Origin of the sequence: Bradyrhizobium sp. WSM471, from assembly GCF_000244915.1 — a bacterium.
Lineage (GTDB): Bacteria > Pseudomonadota > Alphaproteobacteria > Rhizobiales > Xanthobacteraceae > Bradyrhizobium.
Genome location: NZ_CM001442.1, coordinates 5707539 through 5728468, shown reverse-complemented (window position 1 = coordinate 5728468; position 20930 = coordinate 5707539). Strand labels below are relative to the sequence as shown.

Sequence of the window (20930 nt, the reverse complement as noted above, 5' to 3'; positions counted from 1 at the left end):
CATGGAAACCCGCGCTCCCTACGTGCTGATCGGCAGTTTCGTCCTGGCGGCGATCCTCGCGGTGTTCGGCTTCGTCTATTGGCTGAACAACACCGGCGGCATCGGGCCGCGCACGAGCTATCACGTGCAATTCCAGGGCCCGGTGCCCGGTCTTCTGGTCGGCGCCGGCGTGCTGTTCAACGGCATCCGCGTCGGCGAGGTCACCCAGCTCGGGCTTGCGCCGGACAATCCACGCTTCGTCAATGCGACGATATCGGTTGCTTCAACCACGCCGGTGCGCGCCGACAGCAGGGTCGGGCTCGATTTCCAGGGGCTGACCGGCGTGCCGGTGGTGACGCTGGAGGGGGGCATCATCGTCGCCAAAGCCGGCGAGCCCCCGACCTTGATTGCCGAGGCCGGTGCGGGCCAGAGCATGACGCAGGCCGCGCGCGATGCACTGCGGCGGGTCGACACCGTGCTGGAGGACAATTCGGGCCCGCTAAAGGACACCGTCGCCAATCTCAAGACCTTCTCCGAGGGGCTTGCGCGCAACACCGGCAGGATTGACGGCATTCTGGCGGGCCTGGAGAAGATGACCGGCGGCGGAACGCCGGCGCAGAAAGTCACCTATGACCTGCGCACGCCGCAGAACCTCGGTCCGGCCGGCAAGACGCTCTCGGCGTCACTGGCCATCCCCGAGCCGACGGCGGTCGCCATGCTGCAGACCCAGCGTATGCTGTTCGCGCCCGGCGGCGATAATCCGGGCTTTGCGGACTTCCTCTGGGCCGACAGCATTCCCAAGCTGGTGCAGGCGCGGCTGATCGACAGTTTCGAGAATTACGACATCGCCCACGCGCCGTTGCGCACGGCCGATCTCGGGCAGGCGGACTATCAGCTGCTGATCGACATCAGGCGCTTCCGCATTGCCACGGAAGGGGAGACACGGGTCGAGATCGGACTGTCGGCACGGATCGTCGACAAGAACGGCAAGGTGATTGCCTCGCGTCTCGTCGAGACCAGCGAAAAGCTCGACAAGGTCGAGCCGGCCGTAGCGGTCGCAGCGTTCGATACGGCCTTCACGCGCATCGCGAGGGAGCTGATCGGCTGGACGGTGCAGGCGGTGTGACGCCGGCTATTCCAGGGTCTTGAGGTAGGACAGGAGATCGTGGATCTGGTCCGGACTGAGCTCGAAGGCCGGCATGTCGGCGTGGCCGGTGTTGATGCCCTCGGCCAGCGCCTCCCCAAGGCTCTCGATCGGATAGCGCTGGTGCAGGGCCCGCAGCGGCGGTGCGATCTTGAGCGGACTGTTCGACGCACGGTCGATCGCGTGGCAGCGCGCGCAATTGGCTCGCGCAAAGGTCTTGCCGCGTTGTTCGGCGGTCGGGGCAGCCAGGGCAGGCGTCATCAGAAGCAACCCGATCAACCCGTGACGCAGCGTTCCTAGCAGCATGTAAAGTGGCCCCGTTTATGTCTGGGAGAAGAATAGGGCGGGGATTCCCTCCAAAATTGATCTGGGTCAACCGGCTTTGGCGCAGTGCAGTAAAATGCAGCCGCGCGACGGAATGGGCCTGATGGGCACCCGGCGCTTGGAGCGGTCGATGAAGCCCGTAGTCACGATTGAGCCGAACTGGCAGCTCTGCAGCGATTGCGCTGTCCGCGCATCGGCGGTTTGTTCGTCGCTGGATGCGGTCGAGCTTCGGGAATTCGAGCATCTCGGCCGGCGCGTCCATTTTTCCTCAGGCGAGACTGTGTTCTCCGAGGAGGACATCACGACCTCGTTCTACAATCTCGTTGAGGGCGTCATGCGGCTGTACAAGCTGCTGACCGACGGCCGCCGGCAGATCGTGGGCTTTGCCTTGCCCGGCGATTTCCTGGGGATGAATGTTTCGGGCAGGCACAATTTTTCGGCCGATGCGATCGGCGCGGTGACCGTATGCCAGTTCGCTAAGGCACCCTTCGGCCGTTTCATCGAGGAGCGGCTGCACCTCCTCAGGCGGATCAACGAACTGGCAATTTGCGAGCTGAACCAGGCCCGGGACCACATGGTCCTGCTGGGTCGCCGTTCGGCGGACGAAAAGGTTGCGGCCTTTCTGCTCGGCTGGCGCGAGCGGCTGGTCTCGCTGAAGGGGGCGTCGGACACGGTTCCGCTTCCGATGAGCCGCCAGGACATCGCCGACTACCTCGGCCTGACCATCGAGACCGTCAGCCGCACCTTCACCAAGCTGGAGCGCCACGGCGTGATCGAGATCATTCATGGCGGGATCAGCCTGCTCGATCCGGCGAAGGTCGAGGCCCTGGCCGCAGCCTGATTCCGACGCAGCGCGGCTCGATTTTGATCGGGATCAATGCGTTCGGCCGCGTGCCTCAGATAATGCCTGAAACCACAGGGGAGGGCATCATGCCGGCTGACGCGTTGCTTATGAGCATCTTTGTCGTGGCAATCTTTGTCACATTCGCCGGGGCACTGGTCTGGGCAGACCGGCAAACCAGTCCAGGCCGGCTCAAGTCAGACGTCAAGCGTCCTAGCTCCTGAGAATCACGGTCGCATTTTGAGGCGCCCGCGGCGCGGGCTATACCGTGCGAGCTCGGGACGGTTGGCAGCGCTTCAACGCAAGGCGGCGTGCGGCGCTTGCAACTCTGCATCGACAGGGACGCATTGGCTCACCCTTCGGATGCCGGCTTCGCGCCTGAACCGCGGCATTTTCGCTGCGTTTGCCTCAAACAGCTAGCATGCTTTCCGGTTGAAAAACTGGGCTACACTGACTACGCAGGGACCCCAGTGCCTCGCAGTCTTAGGAGCCCAGTGGCGTGCCTCAGGACAAGACCGGCGACGACCCCCGACAAGCGGCGGGGAATAAATTATCGGTCCTGCGCAAGCACCCGATCTTTGCGGATCTGGAGCCGGAGGCGCTGGATCAGCTCTGCCGTTACGCCAAGCACACCACGGTGAAGCGCGGCGCGACGATCGCTGCCAAGGGCGATCCCGGCAACAATCTGTTCGCGGTGATCACAGGGACGGTGAAGATTTCCTCTTCGTCGCCCGACGGCCGTAACGCCATTCTCAATCTGATCGGTCCCGGAGAGATCTTCGGCGAAATCGCGGTGCTCGACGGCGCCCCGAGGTCGGCCGATGCGACCGCCAACACCAATTGCGAGCTCTACATCATCGATCGCCGGGACTTCCTGCCGTTCGTGAAGAGCCAGCCGGCGCTCGCAATGAAATTCATCGAGCTGCTCTGCGCGCGCCTGCGCTGGACCAGCCAGCAGGTCGAGCAGGTGATCCTGCAAAATCTGCCGGGCCGGCTCGCGAGCGCGCTGCTCGGCCTCACCGAAGAGCGCAAGTTCGACTCCGGCAGCGGCACGCTTGCCATCACGCAGCAGGAGATCAGCGAGATGGTGGGGATGACGCGCGAGAGCATCAACAAGCAATTGCGCGCCTGGGCGGGCCGCAACTGGGTTCGGCTCGAGCACGGCGCCATCGTCGTGCTCGACATGGATGCCTTGCGTGAACTCGCCGAGAGCGGGCTCGACAGCTAGCTGTCGATGATCGCCACGGCGCGGGTCCAGCCCGCGGAGGCCCGCTCGATCTTCACTGGAAAGCACGAGACGGTGAAGCCGGTCGAAGGCAGCTGGTCGAGATTGTGCAGCTTCTCGAGATGGCAATAGCCGATGTGCCGCCCTGCCTTGTGGCCCTCCCAGATCAGGCCGGCATCTTTCGTTTCGGCATATTTCTTCGCGGTATGGACGAAAGGCGCGTCCCAGCTCCAGCCGTCGGTGCCGGTCAGCCGCACGCCGCGTTCGAGCAGATACATGGTGGCCTCATAGCCCATGCCGCAGCCTGAGCTGACATAGTCGGCTTGGCCGAACTTGGCGCCGGCACCAGTGTTGACGACGACGATCTCAAGCGGCGACAGCGCGTGCCCGATCCTCCTCAACTCCTTCTCGACGTCGTCGGCGCTCGCCACGTAGCCGTCGGGAAGATGCCGGAAGTCGAGCTTCACGCCGGGCTGAAAGCACCATTCCAGCGGGACTTCGTCGATCGTCCATGACCGCTCGCCGCGATTCATGGTCGGATGGAAATGCCAGGGCGCATCGAGATGCGTGCCGTTATGGGTCGACAGCGAGACCTGCTCGACCGCCCAGCCCTTGCCGTCCGGCAGGTCCGGTGCCGTGAGGCCGTCGAAGAACTGCAGCATCCGCGGCAGGCCCTGCTGGTGATCGATGTACTGGATCGTCGGGTGATTGCCCGGCGGATCCGCCGTCACGTCGTTTCTGAGCGGCACGGAGATGTCGATCAGCTTCCGCGGCATGGGCATTCCCCGGGATGGTCCGTTTTGGTTCGCAGCATCTTGAGGGGGCCGCACCGGGGGCGTCAAGCAACGCGCATGAACACTTCCCGCGGCCGACGGCAGGTGATTTCGGAAAAACAGGACGATGAGCCGGTTGTCTGCCCAAGGCCGGTCTGATCCATCGATGCAACTCTAGCATTGATCGATGCCGGATTTGGCTTGGACAGAGAATGCCGCGCGCCCTAGGGACGACAATGGCGCTTGACTTCCCACCGGAAGTGGAGCGACCCAAAGGCGGCCCGCAACATCTGCCCAACGACATAATCAACTCAGGAGGAAGCCCAGATGAAGATACTCACCGGCATCGTCGCAGCCGCTCTGCTGGCGGTCTCAGCCCCCTTGGCGACCGCACGCGATTTCCGTTCCGCCGACGTCCACCCCGCCGATTATCCGACCGTCGAGGCCGTCAAGTTCATGGGCAAGCAGCTCGCCGCGGCGAGCGGCGGCAAGCTCGGCGTGAAGGTGTTCCCCAACGGTGCGCTGGGCTCTGAGAAGGACACCATCGAGCAGCTCAAGATCGGCGCCCTCGACATGATGCGGATCAACGCATCGCCCTTGAACAACTTCGTGCCGGAAACGATCGTGTTGTGCCTGCCCTTCATCTTCCGGGACACGCAGCACATGCGCACCGTCCTTGACGGGCCGATCGGCGACGAGATCCTGGCGGCCATGGCGCCCGCAGGCCTGGTCGGCCTCGCCTATTATGACAGCGGCGCGCGGTCCATTTACACCGTCAAGGCTCCGATCAAGTCGCTCGCGGACGTCAAGGGCCTGAAAATTCGCGTCCAGCAATCCGACCTGTGGGTCGGCATGATCCAGAGCCTCGGGGCCAATCCCACCCCGATGCCGTATGGCGAGGTCTATACTGCTCTCAAGACCGGTCTGGTGGACGCTGCCGAGAACAACTGGCCGTCTTACGAGTCCTCGCGCCACTTCGAGGCCGCCAAGTTCTACAACATCACCGAGCACTCCCTGGCGCCCGAAGTTCTCGTGATGTCCAAGACGGTCTGGGACACGCTGAGCAAGGAAGATCAGGCGATGGTCCGCAAGGCGGCCAAGGAATCAGTGCCCGTCATGCGCAAGCTCTGGGACGAGCGCGAGCAGGCGTCCCGCAAGACCGTCGAAGCGGCCGGCGTTCAAGTCGTGACGATCGCCAACAAGAAGGAATTCGTCGACGCGATGAAGCCTGTGTACGACAAGTTCGCGGGTGACGAGAAGCTGAAGAGCCTCGTCAAGCGTATCCAGGACACGAAGTAAGGCCATAGCGTCGGTCCGGCGTTGCCGACTGGCGACGCCGGACCGACGCATTGGACGCGCGCAAGGAGACTTGCAAGGAGACTTGGATGACAGACCCTCACGTCGCAGACCACGAACTGGACGTAGCCGGACGCCCGTCCACCGGCTTGCTGTCCCGGATCAATGCTCCCGTCGCTCGGCTAGGGATGTATCTGTCGGTGACCGGGCTGCTCGTCATCGTCACCATCGTCTTCTACCAGGTGTTCGGACGTTACGTGCTCAATTCCAGCCCGACCTGGACGGAGAACCTTGCGTTGGTTCTGATCCTGTATGTCACGTTGATCGGCGCCGCCGTCGGCGTGCGCGATGCCGGGCATATCGGCATGGACAGTTTGCTGGTGATGCTGCCGGACCACGCGCGGGAGAAGATCGAGCTTGTGATCCACGTCCTGGTCGCCGGGTTCGGCCTTGCGATGGCCTATAACGGCTGGATCCTCGGAGCGTCGGTCGGAACCGTGAAGATCCCCAATCTCGGCCTGCCCGAGGTCATCCGCTACGTGCCGCTGATCGCCTCCGGCGTCCTGATCGTCTCCTTTTCAATCGAGCACATCATCGCTCTCCTGCGCGGCGAAGAGGTCGTCCCCTCATGGAACTGATCATCCTCGGCGCCACTTTTTTCGGCTTCCTGGTCCTCGGCGTCCCCGTCGCCTTCGCGATCGGCCTCTCGGCGATTTGCACCATCTTCTACGAAGGCCTGCCGGTCGCGGTCATCTTCCAGCAGATGATGTCGGGGATGAACATCTTCTCCTTCCTCGCCATCCCGTTCTTCGTCTTCAGCGGTGAGCTGATGCTGCATGGCGGCGTCGCCGACAAGATCGTGCAGCTCGCCAAGAATCTCGTCGGACACATCCGCGGCGGGCTCGGCATGTCGAACGTGGTCGCCTGCACGCTGTTCGGCGGCGTGTCCGGCTCGCCAGTTGCCGACGTGTCGGCGATGGGGGCCGTGATGATCCCCATGATGAAAAAGGAAGGTTTCGACACCGACTACGCCGTCAACGTCACCACCCATGCTTCGCTGGTCGGAGCACTGATGCCGACCAGTCACAACATGATCATCTATGCGCTCGCCGCCGGCGGCAAGGTCTCGATCGGCGCGCTGATCGCCGCCGGCCTCCTGCCGGCGCTGGTGCTGATGGTGTGCATGCTGGTCGCCGCTTACGCGGTGGCGGTGAAGCGCGGCTATCCGGCCGGCAAGTTCCCGGGCTGGCCCGCAGTTTTTCGTTCGTTCGCCGCCGCTCTGCCCGGCCTTCTGATCGTCGGCATCATCCTTTCAGGCATCCTGTCGGGCGTGTTCACGGCGACCGAGTCCGCGGCCGTCGCGGTCACCTACACGATCCTGCTGACGTTCTTCATCTACCGCACGATGACCTTGCCGAACTTCCTGGGCGCCGCGGCCAAGGCGGTGAAGACGACGGGCGTGGTGCTGCTGCTGATCGGCGTTTCCACCATGTTCCAGTATCTGATGGGACTTTACGAGGTGGCCGACTTCGCCGGCGAGATGATGAGCAGGGTCTCGACGCAGCCCTGGGTCATCTTCCTGCTCATCAACGTCATCCTGTTCGTGCTGGGCACGTTCATGGACATGGCAGCGACCATCCTGATCTGCACGCCCATCTTCCTGCCGATCGCGATGAAGGCGGGCATGGATCCGGTGCAGTTCGGAATGCTGATGCTGATCAACTGCGCGCTGGGGCTGAACACCCCGCCGGTCGGGACCACCCAGTTCGTGGGCTGCGCCATCGGCGGCATCTCGGTGGGCGCGGTGATGCGCACCATCCTGCCGTTCTACGCGGCCCTGATCGCAGCTCTGATGTTCGTGACCTACGTCCCCGCCTTCTCGCTGTGGCTGCCCCGCCTGCTGATGGGCTACAAGGGCTAGCAGCAACGCAGGGAGAATCTATCCGTGACTGACTATCGCAAGCTCTTCGATCTCACCGGCAAGACGGCTGTGGTGCTGGGCGCCGCCTCGGGCATCGGCAAATCGTCGGCCGAGGCGCTGGCCGGGCTCGGCGCCCGTGTCGTCTGCGCCGATCGCGCGCTTGACGCCGCCGAAGCGACCGCCGCCGGCATTCGTGAGAAGGGCGGCTGGGCCGAGGCGGCTGGGTGCGACGCGGCGAGCGCCGCGGAGGTCAATGCGCTGGCCAGGATCGTGATGCAGAAATTCTCGCGGCTCGACATCGCGGTGACGACGCCCGGGCTCAACATCCGCAAGACCATCCTCGACTACACCGAGGAGGATCTCGACCGCGTCCTCAACCTCAACATCAAGGGCACGGTCTGGTTCTTCCAGGCCTTCGGCCGCATCATGGTCGAGCAGAAGGGCGGCAGCATCATCGCCTGCTCCTCGGTGCGGGCGGTGACCATCGAGCCGGGCCTGGGCGTCTACGGCTCGACCAAGGCCGCCATCGGCCTGCTGGTGAAGGGCTTTGCGTCTGAGGTTGGACGCTCCGGCGTGCGCGTCAACGCGATCGCGCCGAGCATCGCCGAGACCGCGCTGACCGGCCCGTTCAAGCAGCGTCCCGACATCTACAATCTCTACGCCGGCCACACCGTGTTCAACCGCTGGAGCAGCGCCGACGAGGTCGCGACCGCCGTCGCCTATCTCGCCTCGGACGCCGCGAGCTATGTCAGCGGCAGCACACTGTTCGTCGATGGCGGCTGGACCGCCGTCGACGGTCCGCCGACCGGCCTCACCCAGTTGCACACATAGGGCGGTTATCTAGCCTGTAAATCCGACGCGCTGGCGCAGATCCTTGCGGTCTGCGCCGGTCAGCAACGCGATCAGCGCCGCCGCCTCTTGCGGATGTGCGGCTCGCATGGTCACGCCGGCCGTGTACATCGTCACGAGCTCGCAGCCCGGCGGCAACGCCCCTGACAGCACGATACCGTCGGTCGCGATGATCTCGGTCGCCTGCGTGCAGCCGATCGGATGCGCGGCGGTGGATGCCGCAAGCTCCCGCATCGAAGTCGCGCCGTTGGGAAAGATCTTGAGGCGCGAAGCGACCTCGTAGGCGATGCCGAGCTGATGCAGCACCTTTGCAACGTGCTGTCCCGCCGTGGAGGCTTTCGTGTCCGGGACGTAGATCGCGTCGGCGCTGCGCAGCGCCTCGCGCAGGTCAGTCTCGGTCTTCACCGTCACCTTGGGATCGCGGCTACGGACCGCCAGCGCGGTCTCGACCCGTCCGATATCCGAGATCGAGGAGGGGATGACGAGCTTCTCTTCGGCAAGCTTAGCAAGCAGCGCCTGCGTCAGGATCACCAGATCGGCCGCCGTTCCCGCGCGCAGCTTGTCGGCCATGACGCCGACCGCGCCGAACTCGCCGTCGATGCCGAAGCCGGTCTGCGTCTTGAAGGGTTCGCTGAGGCCGCGCACCAGGCCTTGCGCCGCGCCTCCGCTCAAAATGCTCACTGTGGTCACGATGCCAGCTCCATGGCTGCAATGATCTTGTCGCGGGTGATCGGCAGGTCGCGCACGCGTACGCCGAGGCAATCGTAAACGGCATTCGCGATCGCGGCCGTCACCGGGCCGTGCGCGGCCTCGCCGGCGCCGACCGGTTCGATCTCCGGCCGCTGGACGATCTCGACATCCACCATTGGCACCTCGCTGAAGGTGAGGATCGGATAGTCGGTCCAGGACGTCGATGTGATGCGCGTGCGGTCGAAGCGGACACGTTCCTTCAGCACCCAGCTCGTCGCCTGGATCGCGCCGCCCTCGATCTGGTTGATGACGCCGTCCGGGTTGATGACCTCGCCGACGTCGACCGCCAGCGTCAGCCGCTTGACGCGGATGTCATCGCTGCCTTCGATCTCCGCAATCGCGGCGCAATAGGCCCCCGTGTTCTTGTAGCGGGCGAAGCCGACGCCGTGACCGATGCCGGACTGCTTCTGCGGTTTCCACTGCGCGCGTCGTGCCGCGGCCCGGATGACGTCCTTTGCGCGCTCATCGCGCAGATGACGCAAGCGGAACGCGATCGGGTCTTCGCCGCGCAGGGCGGCGATCTCGTCGAGCAGGGACTCGATGGCGAACACATTGCCTTGTCCGCCGAGTGTCCGCAGTGCCGAGGTTCGCACCGGCATGGTCAGCAGCCGGTGACTCGTGACCGTCCAGGCCGGGAAGTCGTAGAGCGGAACGGAGTTGCGGTCGCCGCCGCCGCCATTGGCCGCGGGCGGATTGGTCGAGATCATGCGCGGCCAGGGGGTCGCAATCTCGGTTGCGGCAAGCAGCGCGGGCTGTGCCGCGCGCCCCGGCCGCGCCGCGTGGCCGTTGCTCCAGATCGCATGGCGCCAACCGACGATCTCGTTGTCCGCATCGAGGTCGGCCTCGATCTCGATCGCCATCGCCGCGCCGAACGGCGCATGGGACATCTCGTCGTGGCGCGACCATTGCACCCGCACCGGACGGCCGCCGGCAGCTTTCGCCAGCAGCACGGCATCGAGCGCGACGTCGTCGGCGGCATTGTGTCCGTAGCAGCCCGCGCCTTCCATGTGCTCGACGACGATATTTTGTGCCGGCAGCTTCAGCACGATCGCGAGATCGGCGCGCAGCAGATAGACGCCCTGGCTGTGCGTCCAGATATGGACGCGATCGCCACCCCATTGTGCCATCGCACAGGACGGTGCGATCGAGGCATGCGCAATGTAGGGACGGATGTATCGCCGGCGGAGGGTGCGAGCAGCCTTCTTTATCGTTGCCGCAGTGGTCCTGGCGTCGATCACGGTGGTCTCGACCGGCTGGCTCTTCAGGAATCCGGCCAGATCATTTTCATCCGGCAGCGGCTCACCGGCCGACCATGTCGCGCCCCTGCGCAAGGCTTTCAGCGCGGCTTCCGCCGCTGCCTCGCTGTCGGCAACCACCCCGGCAAAGCTGCCGTCGCGGACGATCGCGACGAGGCCGGGAACGGCTCGCGTCGCCATCTCGTCGAGCGCGATCAGTTTGGCGCCCGAGGTCTCCGGCCGCAGCACGCGTCCGTGCAGCAAGTCCGGCAGCGGACAGTCATGAATGAAGCGCGGCCGTGCGAACACCTTGTCGGGAATGTCGACGCGCTGGACCGAATGTCCGGCGACGGTGCGCTTGGCGACAATCTTCGCCGTCGCGCCCGCATTGGCGTCGTGGTCGAGCGAGATGTCATCGGCCAACTCCCAATAGCTGGTCCTGACATTGCCGGGGCCCGAGATCGTGCCGTCATGGATCTCGAGCAGCGATGCATCGACACCGAGACGCTCCGACGCTGCGAGGAGGAAGCGCTGGCGGATTTCGGCACAGGCATGGCGTAGCGCGCGGCCGGATTGCTGGATCGAAAGGCTGCCCGAGGTGACGCCCTCGTTCGGGCTTGCCGCCGTGGAGGCGCGGATCATCTCGATGCGGCCAATATCGACGTCGAGCTCGTCGGCTGCGATCTGCGCCAGGGCCGTGACGATGCCCTGGCCGATCTCGACCTTGCCGGGCGAGATCGCCACACGGCCGTCGCCGACGAGCTTCACCCAGGATGACAGCTTGGGATTGGCAGCAAGGCTGACCGGCAGTGTCGGGGCAGGGGACGGCGCACTCATGATGTCGCCATCTCCGCGGCCGCCCGCAGCACGGCGCGGACCATGCGGTTGTGCGATCCGCAGCGGCACAGATTGCGATCAAGCGCCGCTTTCACCTCGGCCTCCGTCGGCGACGGATTGCGCTTCAGCAGCGCCGCCGCGCTGATCAGGATTCCCGATACGCAATAGCCGCATTGCATCGCCTGCTCGGAGATAAAGGCACGTTGCAGCGGATGCGGTTGCTCCGCCGTGCCGAGGCCTTCCACCGTAACGATCTCCTTGTCCGCGACCGACCACATCGGCATGTCGCAGGAGGCCATCGCGCGATCACCGACCATGACATAGCAAGCGCCGCACTCGCCGGCTCCGCAGCCGAAATGCGGACCGGTGACGCCGAGCCGGCCGCGCAGCACATCGAGCAGCGTCTGATCCGGATCGGTATCCACGGCCGCCGCCGTGCCGTTGAGCTGGAATCGAATGGTCGGCATTGTCGCTCTGCGGCCTCAGGACTTGTCGAACTTCTTGACCACGTCGGCCCATTTCTCGATGTCGCCGCGGAGGAATTTGTCGAATTCCTCCGGCGTCATCGACATGGGCACCGCGCCCTGCGCAGTCCAGAGCTTGACGATGTCGGCCCGCTTCACCATTGCGTTCACGGCGGCATTGAGCTTGTCGATCACAGGTTTCGGCGTGCCGGCCGGCGCCATCAGGCCGAGCCAGATCGTGGCTTCATAGCCTGCTATGCCCGCCTCGATCGCCGTCGGCACGTTCGCCAGCACCGCTGAGCGCTGCTTGCCGGTGGTCGCGAGCGCTCGGACCTGGTTCTCGCCGATGTTCGGCGCCATCGCCGGCACCGCGTCGATCATCATCTGCACCTGCCCGCCGATCACGCCGCTGCGCGCCTCGCCACTGTTGCGGTAGGGGACGTGGACGAGATCGATGCCGGCCATGGCTTTGAACAGCTCACCGGCCATGTGATAGGGCGTGCCCTGGCCGGAGGAGGCGTAGTTCAACTTGCCCGGCTGCGACTTGGCCAGAGCGACGAACTCCTGCAGCGTCTTCGCTGCGACTTGCGGGTTCACAACGATGACGAGATCGGAAGCGTTGACCGGCGCGATCGGCGCGAGGTCACGCATCAGCTCGTATTTGCGCTTGTCCGGCGTCAGCAGGGATTCGTTCGCTGTCTGGGTGTTGGACATCATCAGCAGCGTGTAGCCGTCGGCGGGCGACTTCGCCGCTTCGACCGTGCCGATGACGCCGCCCGCGCCGGTGCGGTTCTCGATCACGAAGGGCTGGCCAAAACTCTCCTGGAGTGCATTGCCGATCTGCCGGGCCGCGACATCGGCCGGTCCGCCCGCACCGAAGGGCACGACGATCCGGACCGCATGATTGGGATAGTCTTGCGCCAGGGACGGGGCTGCAGAGCATGCGCTGAGCAGGCCGGCAGCCAGCGCCAGCATGAATTGTCGGGCCGTCACACCCACCTCCCTGATGTCGTTCTTGTTGGCGGCACTGTAGCGGCAGGGGAGGCGGACTGTCGACGCCTCACAAGGCCGATCGTGCCTGGAATATCCTGCGGTTTTCGGTGTGGCGGCGCGGCTTTTCGCGGTCGCGGCAGGAACCGGCGGCGCGCGATTTGAGCAAATCGCATGGGCGTTGCCGGATAAATACCCTCGGCTGACAGGTATTTTGGTGTTACCAAATTGGACATGAACCAGCACGCCAAGATCGAAATCCGCCATTCGACCTGTCCGCATGATTGCCCGTCTGCCTGTGCCCTCGATATCGAGGTGGTCGAGGGACGCAGCATCGGTCGTGTCCGCGGTTCGAAAAAGCAGACCTATACGGCCGGCGTGGTCTGCGCCAAGGTCGCCCGCTATGCCGAGCGCATCCATCATCCCGAAAGGCTGGTGTATCCGCTGCGCCGAACCGGGCCGAAGGGCTCCGGCCAATTCGCCCGGATCACCTGGGACGAGGCGCTGGACGAGATTGCGGATCGCTTCAACCAGGCCGAGCGCGAATTCGGCGCGGAGTCAGTCTGGCCCTATTATTACGCCGGCACGATGGGACTGGTGATGCGCGACGGCCTCAACCGGCTCACGCATGTGAAGAAATATTCGCGGTTCTATCAGACCATCTGCGCCAATGTCGGCCGCATCGGGTTCGCGATCGGCACCGGCAAGATCGCGGGCGTCGATCCGCGCGAGATGGCGCTGTCCGATCTCGTGGTGATCTGGGGCACCAACCCCGTCAACACGCAGGTCAACGTGATGACGCACGCCGCCCGTGCCCGGAAGGAGCGTGGCGCCAAGATCGCGGCCGTCGACATCTACGACAACGAGACCATGAAGCAGGCGGACATCAAGATCATCCTGCGGCCGGGCACCGACGGCGCGTTCGCCTGCGGCGTGATGCATGTCCTGTTCCGCGACGGCTATGCCGATCGCGCCTATATGGACAAGTACACCGATTGCCCCGGCGAGCTCGAGGCGCATCTGAAGACGCGCACGCCCGAATGGGCATCCGCGATTTCAGGCGTGCCGGTGGCGGAGATCGAGGCTTTTGCCAAACTGGTCGGCGAGACCAAGCGGACCTTCTTCCGGCTCGGCTACGGCTTCACCCGCTCGCGCAACGGCGCGGCGCAGATGCATGCCGCGAACTGCATTCCCGCGGTGACCGGCGCCTGGCAATATGAAGGCGGCGGCGCCTTCTTCAACAATTACGCGCTGTGGCACTTCAACGAATCCATCATCGAAGGCCACGACGCCATCGATCCAACTATCCGCGCGCTCGACCAGTCGCAGATCGGCCGCATCCTCACGGGCGATTCCAAGGCCCTGCACGGCAAGGGTCCGGTCAAGGCGCTGCTGATCCAGAACACCAACCCGATGACCGTTGCGCCGGAGCAGGCGCTCGTGCGGCAGGGTTTTGCGCGCGAGGATTTGTTCGTCGCGGTGCACGAGCAGTTCATGACCGAGACGGCGCAGATGGCCGACATCGTGCTGCCGGCGACAATGTTCATGGAGCATGACGATCTCTATTACGGCGGCGGCCACCAGCACATCTCGGTCGGGCCGAAGCTGATCGACCCGCCCGGCGAATGCCGCTCCAACCACGAGGTCCTGCAGGCGCTGGCGCCGCGGCTTGGCGCCAGTCATCCGGGGTTCGAGCTGACGCCGCGTGAATTGATCGACGCGACGCTGAAGCTCAGCGGCCACGGCGACATTACCGGTCTCGAAGCCGACCTCTGGCGCGACCTGCAGCCGGACTTCCGCACCTCGCATTATCTCGACGGCTTCGCCCATGCCGACAGGAAGTTCCATTTCAAGGCCGATTGGGCTCATCCGCCGTTCGGCCAGACGATGGGTGACTTCGACAAGATGCCGTCGCTGCCGGACCATTGGGCGGTGATCGAGCATTCCGACCAGGCCCATCCGTTCCGGCTTGCCACGAGCCCGTCGCGCAGCTTTCTCAACACCACCTTCAACGAGACGCCATCCTCCCAGGCGCGCGAGGGCAAGGCGAGCGTGATGATCCATCCCCTGGATGCGGCCGCGCTCGACATCGCCCAGGGCGACGCCGTGACGCTCGGCAACACCCGCGGCGAGACCACGCTGATCGCCACGCTGTTCGAGGGCGTGCGGCGCGGCGTGCTGATCGCGGAGTCCGTTCAACCCAACAAGAACCATATCGGTAATCGCGGCATCAACATGCTGACGGGGGCGGACACGATCGCGCCGATCGGCGGCGCCGCGTTCCACGACAACAAGGTCTGGATCAGGAAAGCGGTCGCGGCCTGAGCCGCGCGCGCGCTTCGATCGCCGTTCAAGTTTGTGTCGAGGCGCTAAAGCGGCGCCGCGCCGCAGTTTGCCCTTGCACCTTCCGCCCGAGCTGCCGCAAATGGCCGCTAAACGGGAGCCAAGGAAGCGAGCGTGCCATGACCGACACCACAGCCGTGATCACCGAGAAACGCGGGCAGGCGCTCTGGATCACCATCAACCGGCCCGAGAAACGCAACGCGCTGAATGGCGAGGTGATCGCCGGCATCGCACGCGGCTATCGCGACGCGCATGACGACAAGGACGTGCGCGTCATCGTGCTGACGGGCGCAGGCGACAAGGCGTTCTGCGCCGGTGCGGACCTGCAGAACTCCGGCGCGGCCTTCGCGATGGATCATTCGAAGCCGAATGTCGACTATGCCGATTTGTTGCGCTTTTCGCAGAACGCGACCAAGCCTGCGATCGCACGCGTCGGCGGGGTCTGCATGGCAGGCGGCATGGGCCTGCTCTGCATGACCGACATGGCTGTCGCCGCCGATCACGTCATCTTCGGCCTGCCGGAAGTGAAGGTCGGCGTGTTCCCGATGCAGGTGTTGAGCCTGTTGCAGTCCATCGCGCCACCTCGCCTTGTCAACGAATGGGCGCTGACCGGCGAGCCGTTCGACGCGAAGGCGGCATTGGCAGCGGGCCTGCTGAACTACGTCGTGCCCACGGCCGAGCTGGACGCCAAGGTCGACTGGCTGATCGGCCGCATCGTCGACAAATCCCCGACCGCGATCCGCCGCGGCAAATACGCGATGCGCGCGATCGCCTCGATGTCGTTCGACGAGAGCATCGCCTACACCGAAAGCCAGATCGCATTGCTCGCCATGACCGAGGACGCCAAGGAGGGCCTGAAGGCGTTCAGCGAGAAGCGCAAGCCGGTGTGGACGGGCCGGTGAGGCGACGATCTCCTGTCCCGGACGCGCTGCAACGCTCTTGCGTTGCTGCGCAGAGCCGGGACCCATGGTGGTACGGGACACGCGGCACGATGGGCCCCGGCTCAGCAGCGCACCGCTGAAGGAGCGCTGCGCTGCGTCCGGGGCACGAGAGTGCTCTCGACTAGCTCAAATTGAATTTTCAAATAGCAGACGCGCTTCGAGCGGCGATCTCACCCCGCGTTGGCCTTCAACCCCGCCGCCTGGATCCCCGCCACCGCACACGCCTCGTCATTGTCCGAGGTGTCGCCGGAGACGCCGACGGCGCCGAGCAGCGTCGCGCTGTCCATGATCAGCACGCCGCCGGGGACCGGCACCAGCGCGCCTTTTGCGATCGTGTTCACGGCGTCAATGAAATACGCCTGCTCCTGCGCGCGCTGGAACAGGGCGCGTGAACCCATGCCGAGCGCGAGCGCGCCATAGGCCTTGCCGTGCGCGATCTCGGCGCGCATCAGGCTGGTGCCGTCCTGCGCCGCGGCGATCTTGAGCACGCCGCGGGCGTCCAGGATGGTGACGACGAGCGGCTTCAGCTTCAGTTCGGTGGATTTCGCGAAGGCGGCGTCGAGGATCTTGCGGGCGGTGTCGAGGGTGAGGTCAGCCATGACTGGTTTCCTTTGCAAGGGGAGTAGTTGTGGATTGGGTCTTCGCACGATCGAGGCTCATCGCCAGCACGCGAGCAACGTGAAGCGCCTCGCGCTGGGCGCCGTCGTGGATCTGGTGCCGGCAGGAGGTGCCGTCGGCCACGACGAGCGTATTTTGGTCCGCGCGCCGCACGGTGGGTAGCAGCGACAGCTCCGCCATCTCGATCGAGGCATCGTAGGTGTCCGCGCCATAGCCGAAGGCGCCGGCCATGCCGCAGCAGCTTGACTCGATGGTCTCGACCTTCAGGCCGGGGATGAGGCGCAGCACCTGCTCGACCGGCTTGAAGGCGCCGAAGGACTTTTGATGGCAATGGCCGTGCACCAGGGCTTTGTCTGCGACGGTGCCGAGCGGCAGTTGCAGCCGGCCGGCCTCGGCCTCCCGCACCAGGAATTCCTCGAAGGTCAGCGCGTGGGCGCCGACGGCCTTGGCGTCATCGTCCTTGCGGAGCGAGGCGAGCTCGTCGCGCAAGGTCAAAAGGCAGCTTGGCTCGAGGCCGACGATCGGCACGCCGCGCGCGGCAAACGGCGCGAAGGCGGCGACAAGACGATCGAGCTCGACTTTGGCTTCGTCGACGAGACCGGCGGACAGGAAGGTGCGGCCGCAGCACAGCGGGCGGCTGCCGCTTGCGGGTTTCGGCAGATGCACGCGATACCCGCCCGCCGCAAGCACGCGTAACGCGGCGTCGAGATTCTCGCGCTCATAGATGCGGTTGAAGGTATCGGCGAACAGCACGACCTCGCGGCCGGTTTCCGGCCCGACCGCTTCGGCAGGCGGCACGAACACGTCGCTGCGGAAGGCGGGCAGCGCCCGCCGCGCGCTGATGCCGGCAAAACGCTCGAACAGCTTTCGCAGCAGCGGGCTGCGGTTGCGCAAATTCGCCAGCGGCGCGAAGCGCGACGCGAGGCCGGCATAGCGTGGGAGGTAGCCGACCAGGCGGTCGCGCAAGGTCAGGCCATGCGAGGCCGTTCGCGCGGCGAGCACCTCGATCTTCATCTTGGCCATGTCGACGCCGGTTGGGCATTCGTGGCGGCAGGCCTTGCAGGACACGCAGAGCTTCAGCGTCTCCATCATCTCGTCGGAGGAGAGTGCGCCCGCGCCAAGCTGGCCGGAGATCGCGAGCCGCAATGTGTTGGCTCGCCCTCGCGTCACGTCCTTCTCATTGTGCGTCGCGCGGTAGGACGGACACATCACGCCGCCCTCGAGCTTGCGGCAGGCGCCGTTGTTGTTGCACATCTCGACCGCGCCCTGAAAGCCGCCGCCGGCCCCGGGATAAGCGGACCAGTCGAGTTTTGTCTTGAGCTCAGCGACGCGATACTCGGGCTTGAAGCGGAATAGCGAACGATCGTCCATCCTGGGAGCGTCGACGATCTTGCCGGGATTGAGCACGCCACCGGGATCGAAGCGCTGCTTCACCTCGCGGAAATCGGCGACCAGGCGCTGGCCGAACATCGTTTCGTGGAATTCGGAGCGCACCAGGCCGTCGCCATGTTCGCCGGAATGCGAGCCCTTGTATTCGCGCACCAACTCGAAGGCTTCCTCGGCGATGGCCCGCATCGCCTTAACGTCCTTCTCCAACTTCAAATTCAGCACGGGCCGCACATGCAGGCAGCCTTCGGAGGCGTGAGCATACATCGTGCCGCTGGTGCCGTGCTTGGCGAACACCTCGCTCAGCCGCGCGGTGTAGTCGGCGAGATGCGGCAGCGGCACGGCGCAGTCTTCGACGAAAGAGACGGGCTTGCCCTCCTGCTTCATCGACATCATGACGTTGAGGCCGGCGGCGCGGAAATCGGCGATCCCGCTCTGCAGCGCGGGCTCGGTGATTTCCACCACGCCGCCCCATTTGCGCTTGTCGTTGTTCCAGCCGAAGCCGAGATCGCCCATCAGCTCGCCGAGCTGCTTCAGGCGAAGAAGATTGTCCGCCTGATCCTCTTCCGCGAATTCGACCACCAGCACCGCGTCCGGATCACCCTTGATCGCGGTGGAGATGATGGGCCGGAACATCGCGATGTCACGGCCGAGTGCGAGCATGGTGCGATCAACCAGCTCGACCGCGATCGGCTTCAACTTGACCAGATGCTGGGCCGCGTCCATGGCCTCGTAAAAACTGCCGAAATGGCAGATGCCGAGCACCTTGTTGCGGATGAGGGGCCACAGCTTCAGCTCGACCTTGGTGGTGAAGGCGAGGGTGCCCTCGGAGCCGACGAGAAGGTGCGCCATGTTGTTGCGCGCATTGCGCGGCACCAGCGCATCGAGATTGTAGCCGCCGACACGGCGCTGCACTTTTGGAAAGCGCGCCGCGATCTCCCCGGCCTCGCGGGCGCCGAGATCGAGCATGTCGCGGAACAGGGCGCGGGCGCTGTCGTTCGCATCGAGATCGGAGAGATCGCGCGACACCTCGCCGAAGCGGCTCAGCGTGCCGTCGGCAAGCGCGGCCTCCATCGACAGCGTATTGTCGCGCATGGTGCCGTAGCGCAGGCTACGCCCCCCGCAGGAATTGTTGCCGGCCATGCCGCCGATGGTAGCGCGCGAGGCCGTAGAGACGTCGACCGGAAACCAGAGGCCGTGCTTTTTCAGCTGGCGGTTGAGGTCGTCGAGCACGATGCCGGGCTCGACCACGCAGGTGCGCCCTTCGACATCGAGCGACAGGATCCGGTTCAGGTGCTTCGAGAGATCGACAACGAGGCCGTCATTGACGGTCTGGCCGCATTGCGAGGTGCCGCCGCCGCGCGGGGTCACCTTCAGTCCCTCGTCGCGCGCGATCGACAGCGCCTTGAGAGCCTCGTCCATGGTGCGCGGCACCACCACGCCGTAGGGCATGATCTGGTAGAAGGAAGCGTCCGTGGCGTAGCGGCCCCGGCTGAAAGCGTCGAACAGGACGTCGCCGGTCATTTCCCGGGCCAGACGTGCCGCGAGGCCGTCCTTTTTGGCCGATTCCTGTGATTTCCCGGGCACTTCCGCCGTCATGGTCCGCTCTTGCCTGTTCGCCGCCTCCGTCTTGCCTAGGGTCACGGCCCTTGGCAAGGCGAGCCCTGCTTCTTGTGCATTGACGGACCCCGCCTGGCGAGGGACAAGCCCGGCGAATAGTGATATTCGAGCGGCTCGCGCAGCCCCCTTCAGCCAACAGGCTCGAAGTCGAGCTGGGCTCAAGACAGACTCAAAGACCGGGAAGGACGCCGATGACCGTGCATACTGGAAGGCATTTTCTCCAGATTCCAGGACCGACCAACGTGCCCGACCGGGTGCTGCGGGCGATGGACATGCCGACGCTGGACCACCGCGGTCCGGAGTTCGCCGAGCTCGGTTTCGCCGTCCTCGCCGGCATGCAGCGGGTGTTCCGCACCAAGCAGCCCGTGATCATCTTCCCCTCGTCCGGCACCGGCGCCTGGGAAGCTGCGATGGTCAACGTGCTCGCGCCCGGCGACAAGGTCCTGATGTGCGAGACCGGCCAGTTCGCCGTGCTGTGGCGCGGCATCGCCGACAAGTTCAAGCTCGACGTCGACTTCATCCCGAGCGACTGGCGCCATGGTGCCGATCTCGCCGAGATCGAGAAGCGCCTTGCCGGCGACAAGCAGCACACCATCAAGGCTGTCTGCGTCGTCCACAACGAGACCTCGACCGGCTGCGTGACGCCGCCGCTGGATGTGCGCAAGCTGCTCGACCGGGTCAAGCATCCCGCGCTGCTGATGGTCGACACCATCTCCGGCCTCGGCTCGATGGAGTATGAGCACGATGCCTGGGGCATCGACGTCTCCGTCGCGGGCTCACAGAAGGGCCTGATGCTGCCGCCGGGCCTCGGCTTCAACGCCGTCTCGGAGAAGGCGCTCGCGGTGGCCAAGGCCAACCCCGGCATGCGCTCCTATTGGGATTGGCAGGAGGTCATCGGCTTCAACAAGCTCGGCACCTTCCCCTATACGCCGGCCACCAATTTGCTCTACGGCCTGCGCGAGGCGATCAAGATGCTGGAAGAGGAGGGGCTCGACAACGTCTGGACCCGCCACAAGCGCCACAGCGCGGCGACGCGTGCCGCGATCAAGGTCTGGGGCCTGGAGACGCAGTGCGCCGACCCTGCCGCGCATTCGCCGGCGCTGACAGGCGTGCGCGTGCCTGATGGCCACGATGCCGACGCCTTCCGCAAGGTGGTGCTGGAAAACTTCGACATGTCGCTCGGCACCGGCCTGAACAAGGTCAAGGGCAAGGTGTTCCGCATCGGCCATATCGGCCATTTCAACGATCTGATGCTGATGGGCACGCTCGCCGGCGTCGAGATGGGCCTCGATCTTGCAAAGATCCCGCACCGGAGCGGCGGCGTGTTGGCGGCCATGGACGTCCTGAAGGGACGCGACGTGGTGCAGATGACCAAGGCCCAGGTAGCTTAAAGG

General features: G+C 65.1%; 18 protein-coding genes. 10 read left to right on the top strand and 8 right to left on the bottom strand.

Annotated elements, in window-relative coordinates; translation table 11 throughout:
- Window position 1: 1 nt before the first annotated feature.
- Window positions 2–1105, top strand: coding sequence for an MlaD family protein (locus tag BRA471DRAFT_RS25995; protein WP_007612674.1), 1104 nt, complete (start codon window positions 2–4; stop codon window positions 1103–1105).
- Window positions 1106–1111: 6 nt separating this feature from the next.
- On the opposite strand, the gene BRA471DRAFT_RS25990 is transcribed toward BRA471DRAFT_RS25995, so the two are convergent.
- Window positions 1112–1429, bottom strand: a complete 318-nt coding sequence (locus tag BRA471DRAFT_RS25990; protein WP_007612665.1) for a cytochrome c — start codon at window positions 1427–1429, stop codon at window positions 1112–1114.
- Window positions 1430–1577: 148 nt separating this feature from the next.
- Between BRA471DRAFT_RS25990 and BRA471DRAFT_RS25985 the strand changes: the two genes are divergently transcribed.
- Both BRA471DRAFT_RS25985 and BRA471DRAFT_RS25975 read left to right on the top strand, forming a co-directional pair.
- The gene (locus BRA471DRAFT_RS25985) at window positions 1578–2288 is read left to right on the top strand and encodes a helix-turn-helix domain-containing protein (protein ID WP_007612657.1); all 711 of its coding nucleotides are present in this window, start codon (window positions 1578–1580) and stop codon (window positions 2286–2288) included.
- 499 nt (window positions 2289–2787) lie between these two features.
- Window positions 2788–3516, top strand: coding sequence for a Crp/Fnr family transcriptional regulator (locus tag BRA471DRAFT_RS25975; protein ID WP_007601607.1), 729 nt, complete (start codon window positions 2788–2790; stop codon window positions 3514–3516).
- Here the strand turns inward: BRA471DRAFT_RS25975 and BRA471DRAFT_RS25970 are convergent.
- A complete protein-coding gene (locus BRA471DRAFT_RS25970) occupies window positions 3513–4289 on the bottom strand; it encodes a cyclase family protein (protein ID WP_007612648.1) in 777 nt (258 codons plus the stop codon). The two genes, BRA471DRAFT_RS25975 and BRA471DRAFT_RS25970, sit on opposite strands and share 4 nt — an antisense overlap.
- Before the next feature lie 324 nt (window positions 4290–4613).
- Here BRA471DRAFT_RS25970 and BRA471DRAFT_RS25965 point away from each other — a divergent pair, with 324 nt between their 5' ends.
- The 4 genes from BRA471DRAFT_RS25965 to BRA471DRAFT_RS25950 all read left to right on the top strand — a co-directional run bounded on the left by BRA471DRAFT_RS25965 (window position 4614) and on the right by BRA471DRAFT_RS25950 (window position 8334).
- The gene (locus BRA471DRAFT_RS25965) at window positions 4614–5585 is read left to right on the top strand and encodes a TRAP transporter substrate-binding protein (protein WP_007612646.1); all 972 of its coding nucleotides are present in this window, start codon (window positions 4614–4616) and stop codon (window positions 5583–5585) included.
- Window positions 5586–5671: 86 nt separating this feature from the next.
- A complete protein-coding gene (locus BRA471DRAFT_RS25960) occupies window positions 5672–6220 on the top strand; it encodes a TRAP transporter small permease (RefSeq protein ID WP_007612645.1) in 549 nt (182 codons plus the stop codon).
- Window positions 6211–7503: a TRAP transporter large permease gene (locus tag BRA471DRAFT_RS25955; protein WP_007612644.1), complete on the top strand. Its 1293-nt coding sequence runs from the start codon at window positions 6211–6213 to the stop codon at window positions 7501–7503. Before BRA471DRAFT_RS25960 ends, BRA471DRAFT_RS25955 begins: the two co-directional genes overlap by 10 nt.
- Before the next feature lie 24 nt (window positions 7504–7527).
- Complete coding sequence (locus BRA471DRAFT_RS25950; RefSeq protein WP_007612643.1) at window positions 7528–8334, top strand: SDR family NAD(P)-dependent oxidoreductase; 807 nt, start codon at window positions 7528–7530, stop codon at window positions 8332–8334.
- Between the two features lie 9 nt (window positions 8335–8343).
- On the opposite strand, the gene BRA471DRAFT_RS25945 is transcribed toward BRA471DRAFT_RS25950, so the two are convergent.
- The 4 genes from BRA471DRAFT_RS25945 to BRA471DRAFT_RS25930 are packed head-to-tail and all read right to left on the bottom strand — an operon-like array spanning window position 8344 to window position 12613.
- Window positions 8344–9042: a substrate-binding domain-containing protein gene (locus tag BRA471DRAFT_RS25945; protein ID WP_007612642.1), complete on the bottom strand. Its 699-nt coding sequence runs from the start codon at window positions 9040–9042 to the stop codon at window positions 8344–8346.
- On the bottom strand, window positions 9039–11174 hold the full coding sequence (locus BRA471DRAFT_RS25940) for a molybdopterin cofactor-binding domain-containing protein (protein ID WP_007612641.1): 2136 nt from the start codon (window positions 11172–11174) through the stop codon (window positions 9039–9041). The genes BRA471DRAFT_RS25945 and BRA471DRAFT_RS25940 overlap by 4 nt, the downstream gene beginning before the upstream one ends.
- Complete coding sequence (locus BRA471DRAFT_RS25935) at window positions 11171–11641, bottom strand: (2Fe-2S)-binding protein (protein WP_007612640.1); 471 nt, start codon at window positions 11639–11641, stop codon at window positions 11171–11173. Before BRA471DRAFT_RS25935 ends, BRA471DRAFT_RS25940 begins: the two co-directional genes overlap by 4 nt.
- 15 nt (window positions 11642–11656) lie before the next feature.
- Window positions 11657–12613 (bottom strand): tripartite tricarboxylate transporter substrate binding protein, encoded by a 957-nt coding sequence (locus BRA471DRAFT_RS25930; protein ID WP_198287910.1) that lies wholly within the window; start codon window positions 12611–12613, stop codon window positions 11657–11659.
- Window positions 12614–12862: 249 nt separating this feature from the next.
- On the opposite strand from BRA471DRAFT_RS25930, the gene BRA471DRAFT_RS25925 reads away from it, so the two are divergent.
- Window positions 12863–14953: a molybdopterin-dependent oxidoreductase gene (locus BRA471DRAFT_RS25925; RefSeq protein WP_007612638.1), complete on the top strand. Its 2091-nt coding sequence runs from the start codon at window positions 12863–12865 to the stop codon at window positions 14951–14953.
- Window positions 14954–15090: 137 nt separating this feature from the next.
- Complete coding sequence (locus BRA471DRAFT_RS25920; RefSeq protein ID WP_007612631.1) at window positions 15091–15873, top strand: enoyl-CoA hydratase/isomerase family protein; 783 nt, start codon at window positions 15091–15093, stop codon at window positions 15871–15873.
- A 209-nt stretch (window positions 15874–16082) separates the two neighbouring features.
- On the opposite strand, the gene BRA471DRAFT_RS25915 is transcribed toward BRA471DRAFT_RS25920, so the two are convergent.
- Entirely contained in the window at window positions 16083–16511 is a 429-nt protein-coding gene (locus BRA471DRAFT_RS25915) for a heme-binding protein (protein ID WP_007612624.1), read from the bottom strand.
- On the bottom strand, window positions 16504–19515 hold the full coding sequence (locus BRA471DRAFT_RS25910; RefSeq protein WP_050992710.1) for an FAD-binding and (Fe-S)-binding domain-containing protein: 3012 nt from the start codon (window positions 19513–19515) through the stop codon (window positions 16504–16506). Before BRA471DRAFT_RS25910 ends, BRA471DRAFT_RS25915 begins: the two co-directional genes overlap by 8 nt.
- 212 nt (window positions 19516–19727) lie before the next feature.
- On the opposite strand from BRA471DRAFT_RS25910, the gene BRA471DRAFT_RS25905 reads away from it, so the two are divergent.
- The gene (locus tag BRA471DRAFT_RS25905; protein WP_007612621.1) at window positions 19728–20927 is read left to right on the top strand and encodes an alanine--glyoxylate aminotransferase family protein; all 1200 of its coding nucleotides are present in this window, start codon (window positions 19728–19730) and stop codon (window positions 20925–20927) included.
- The last annotated feature ends 3 nt before the right edge of the window (window positions 20928–20930 follow it).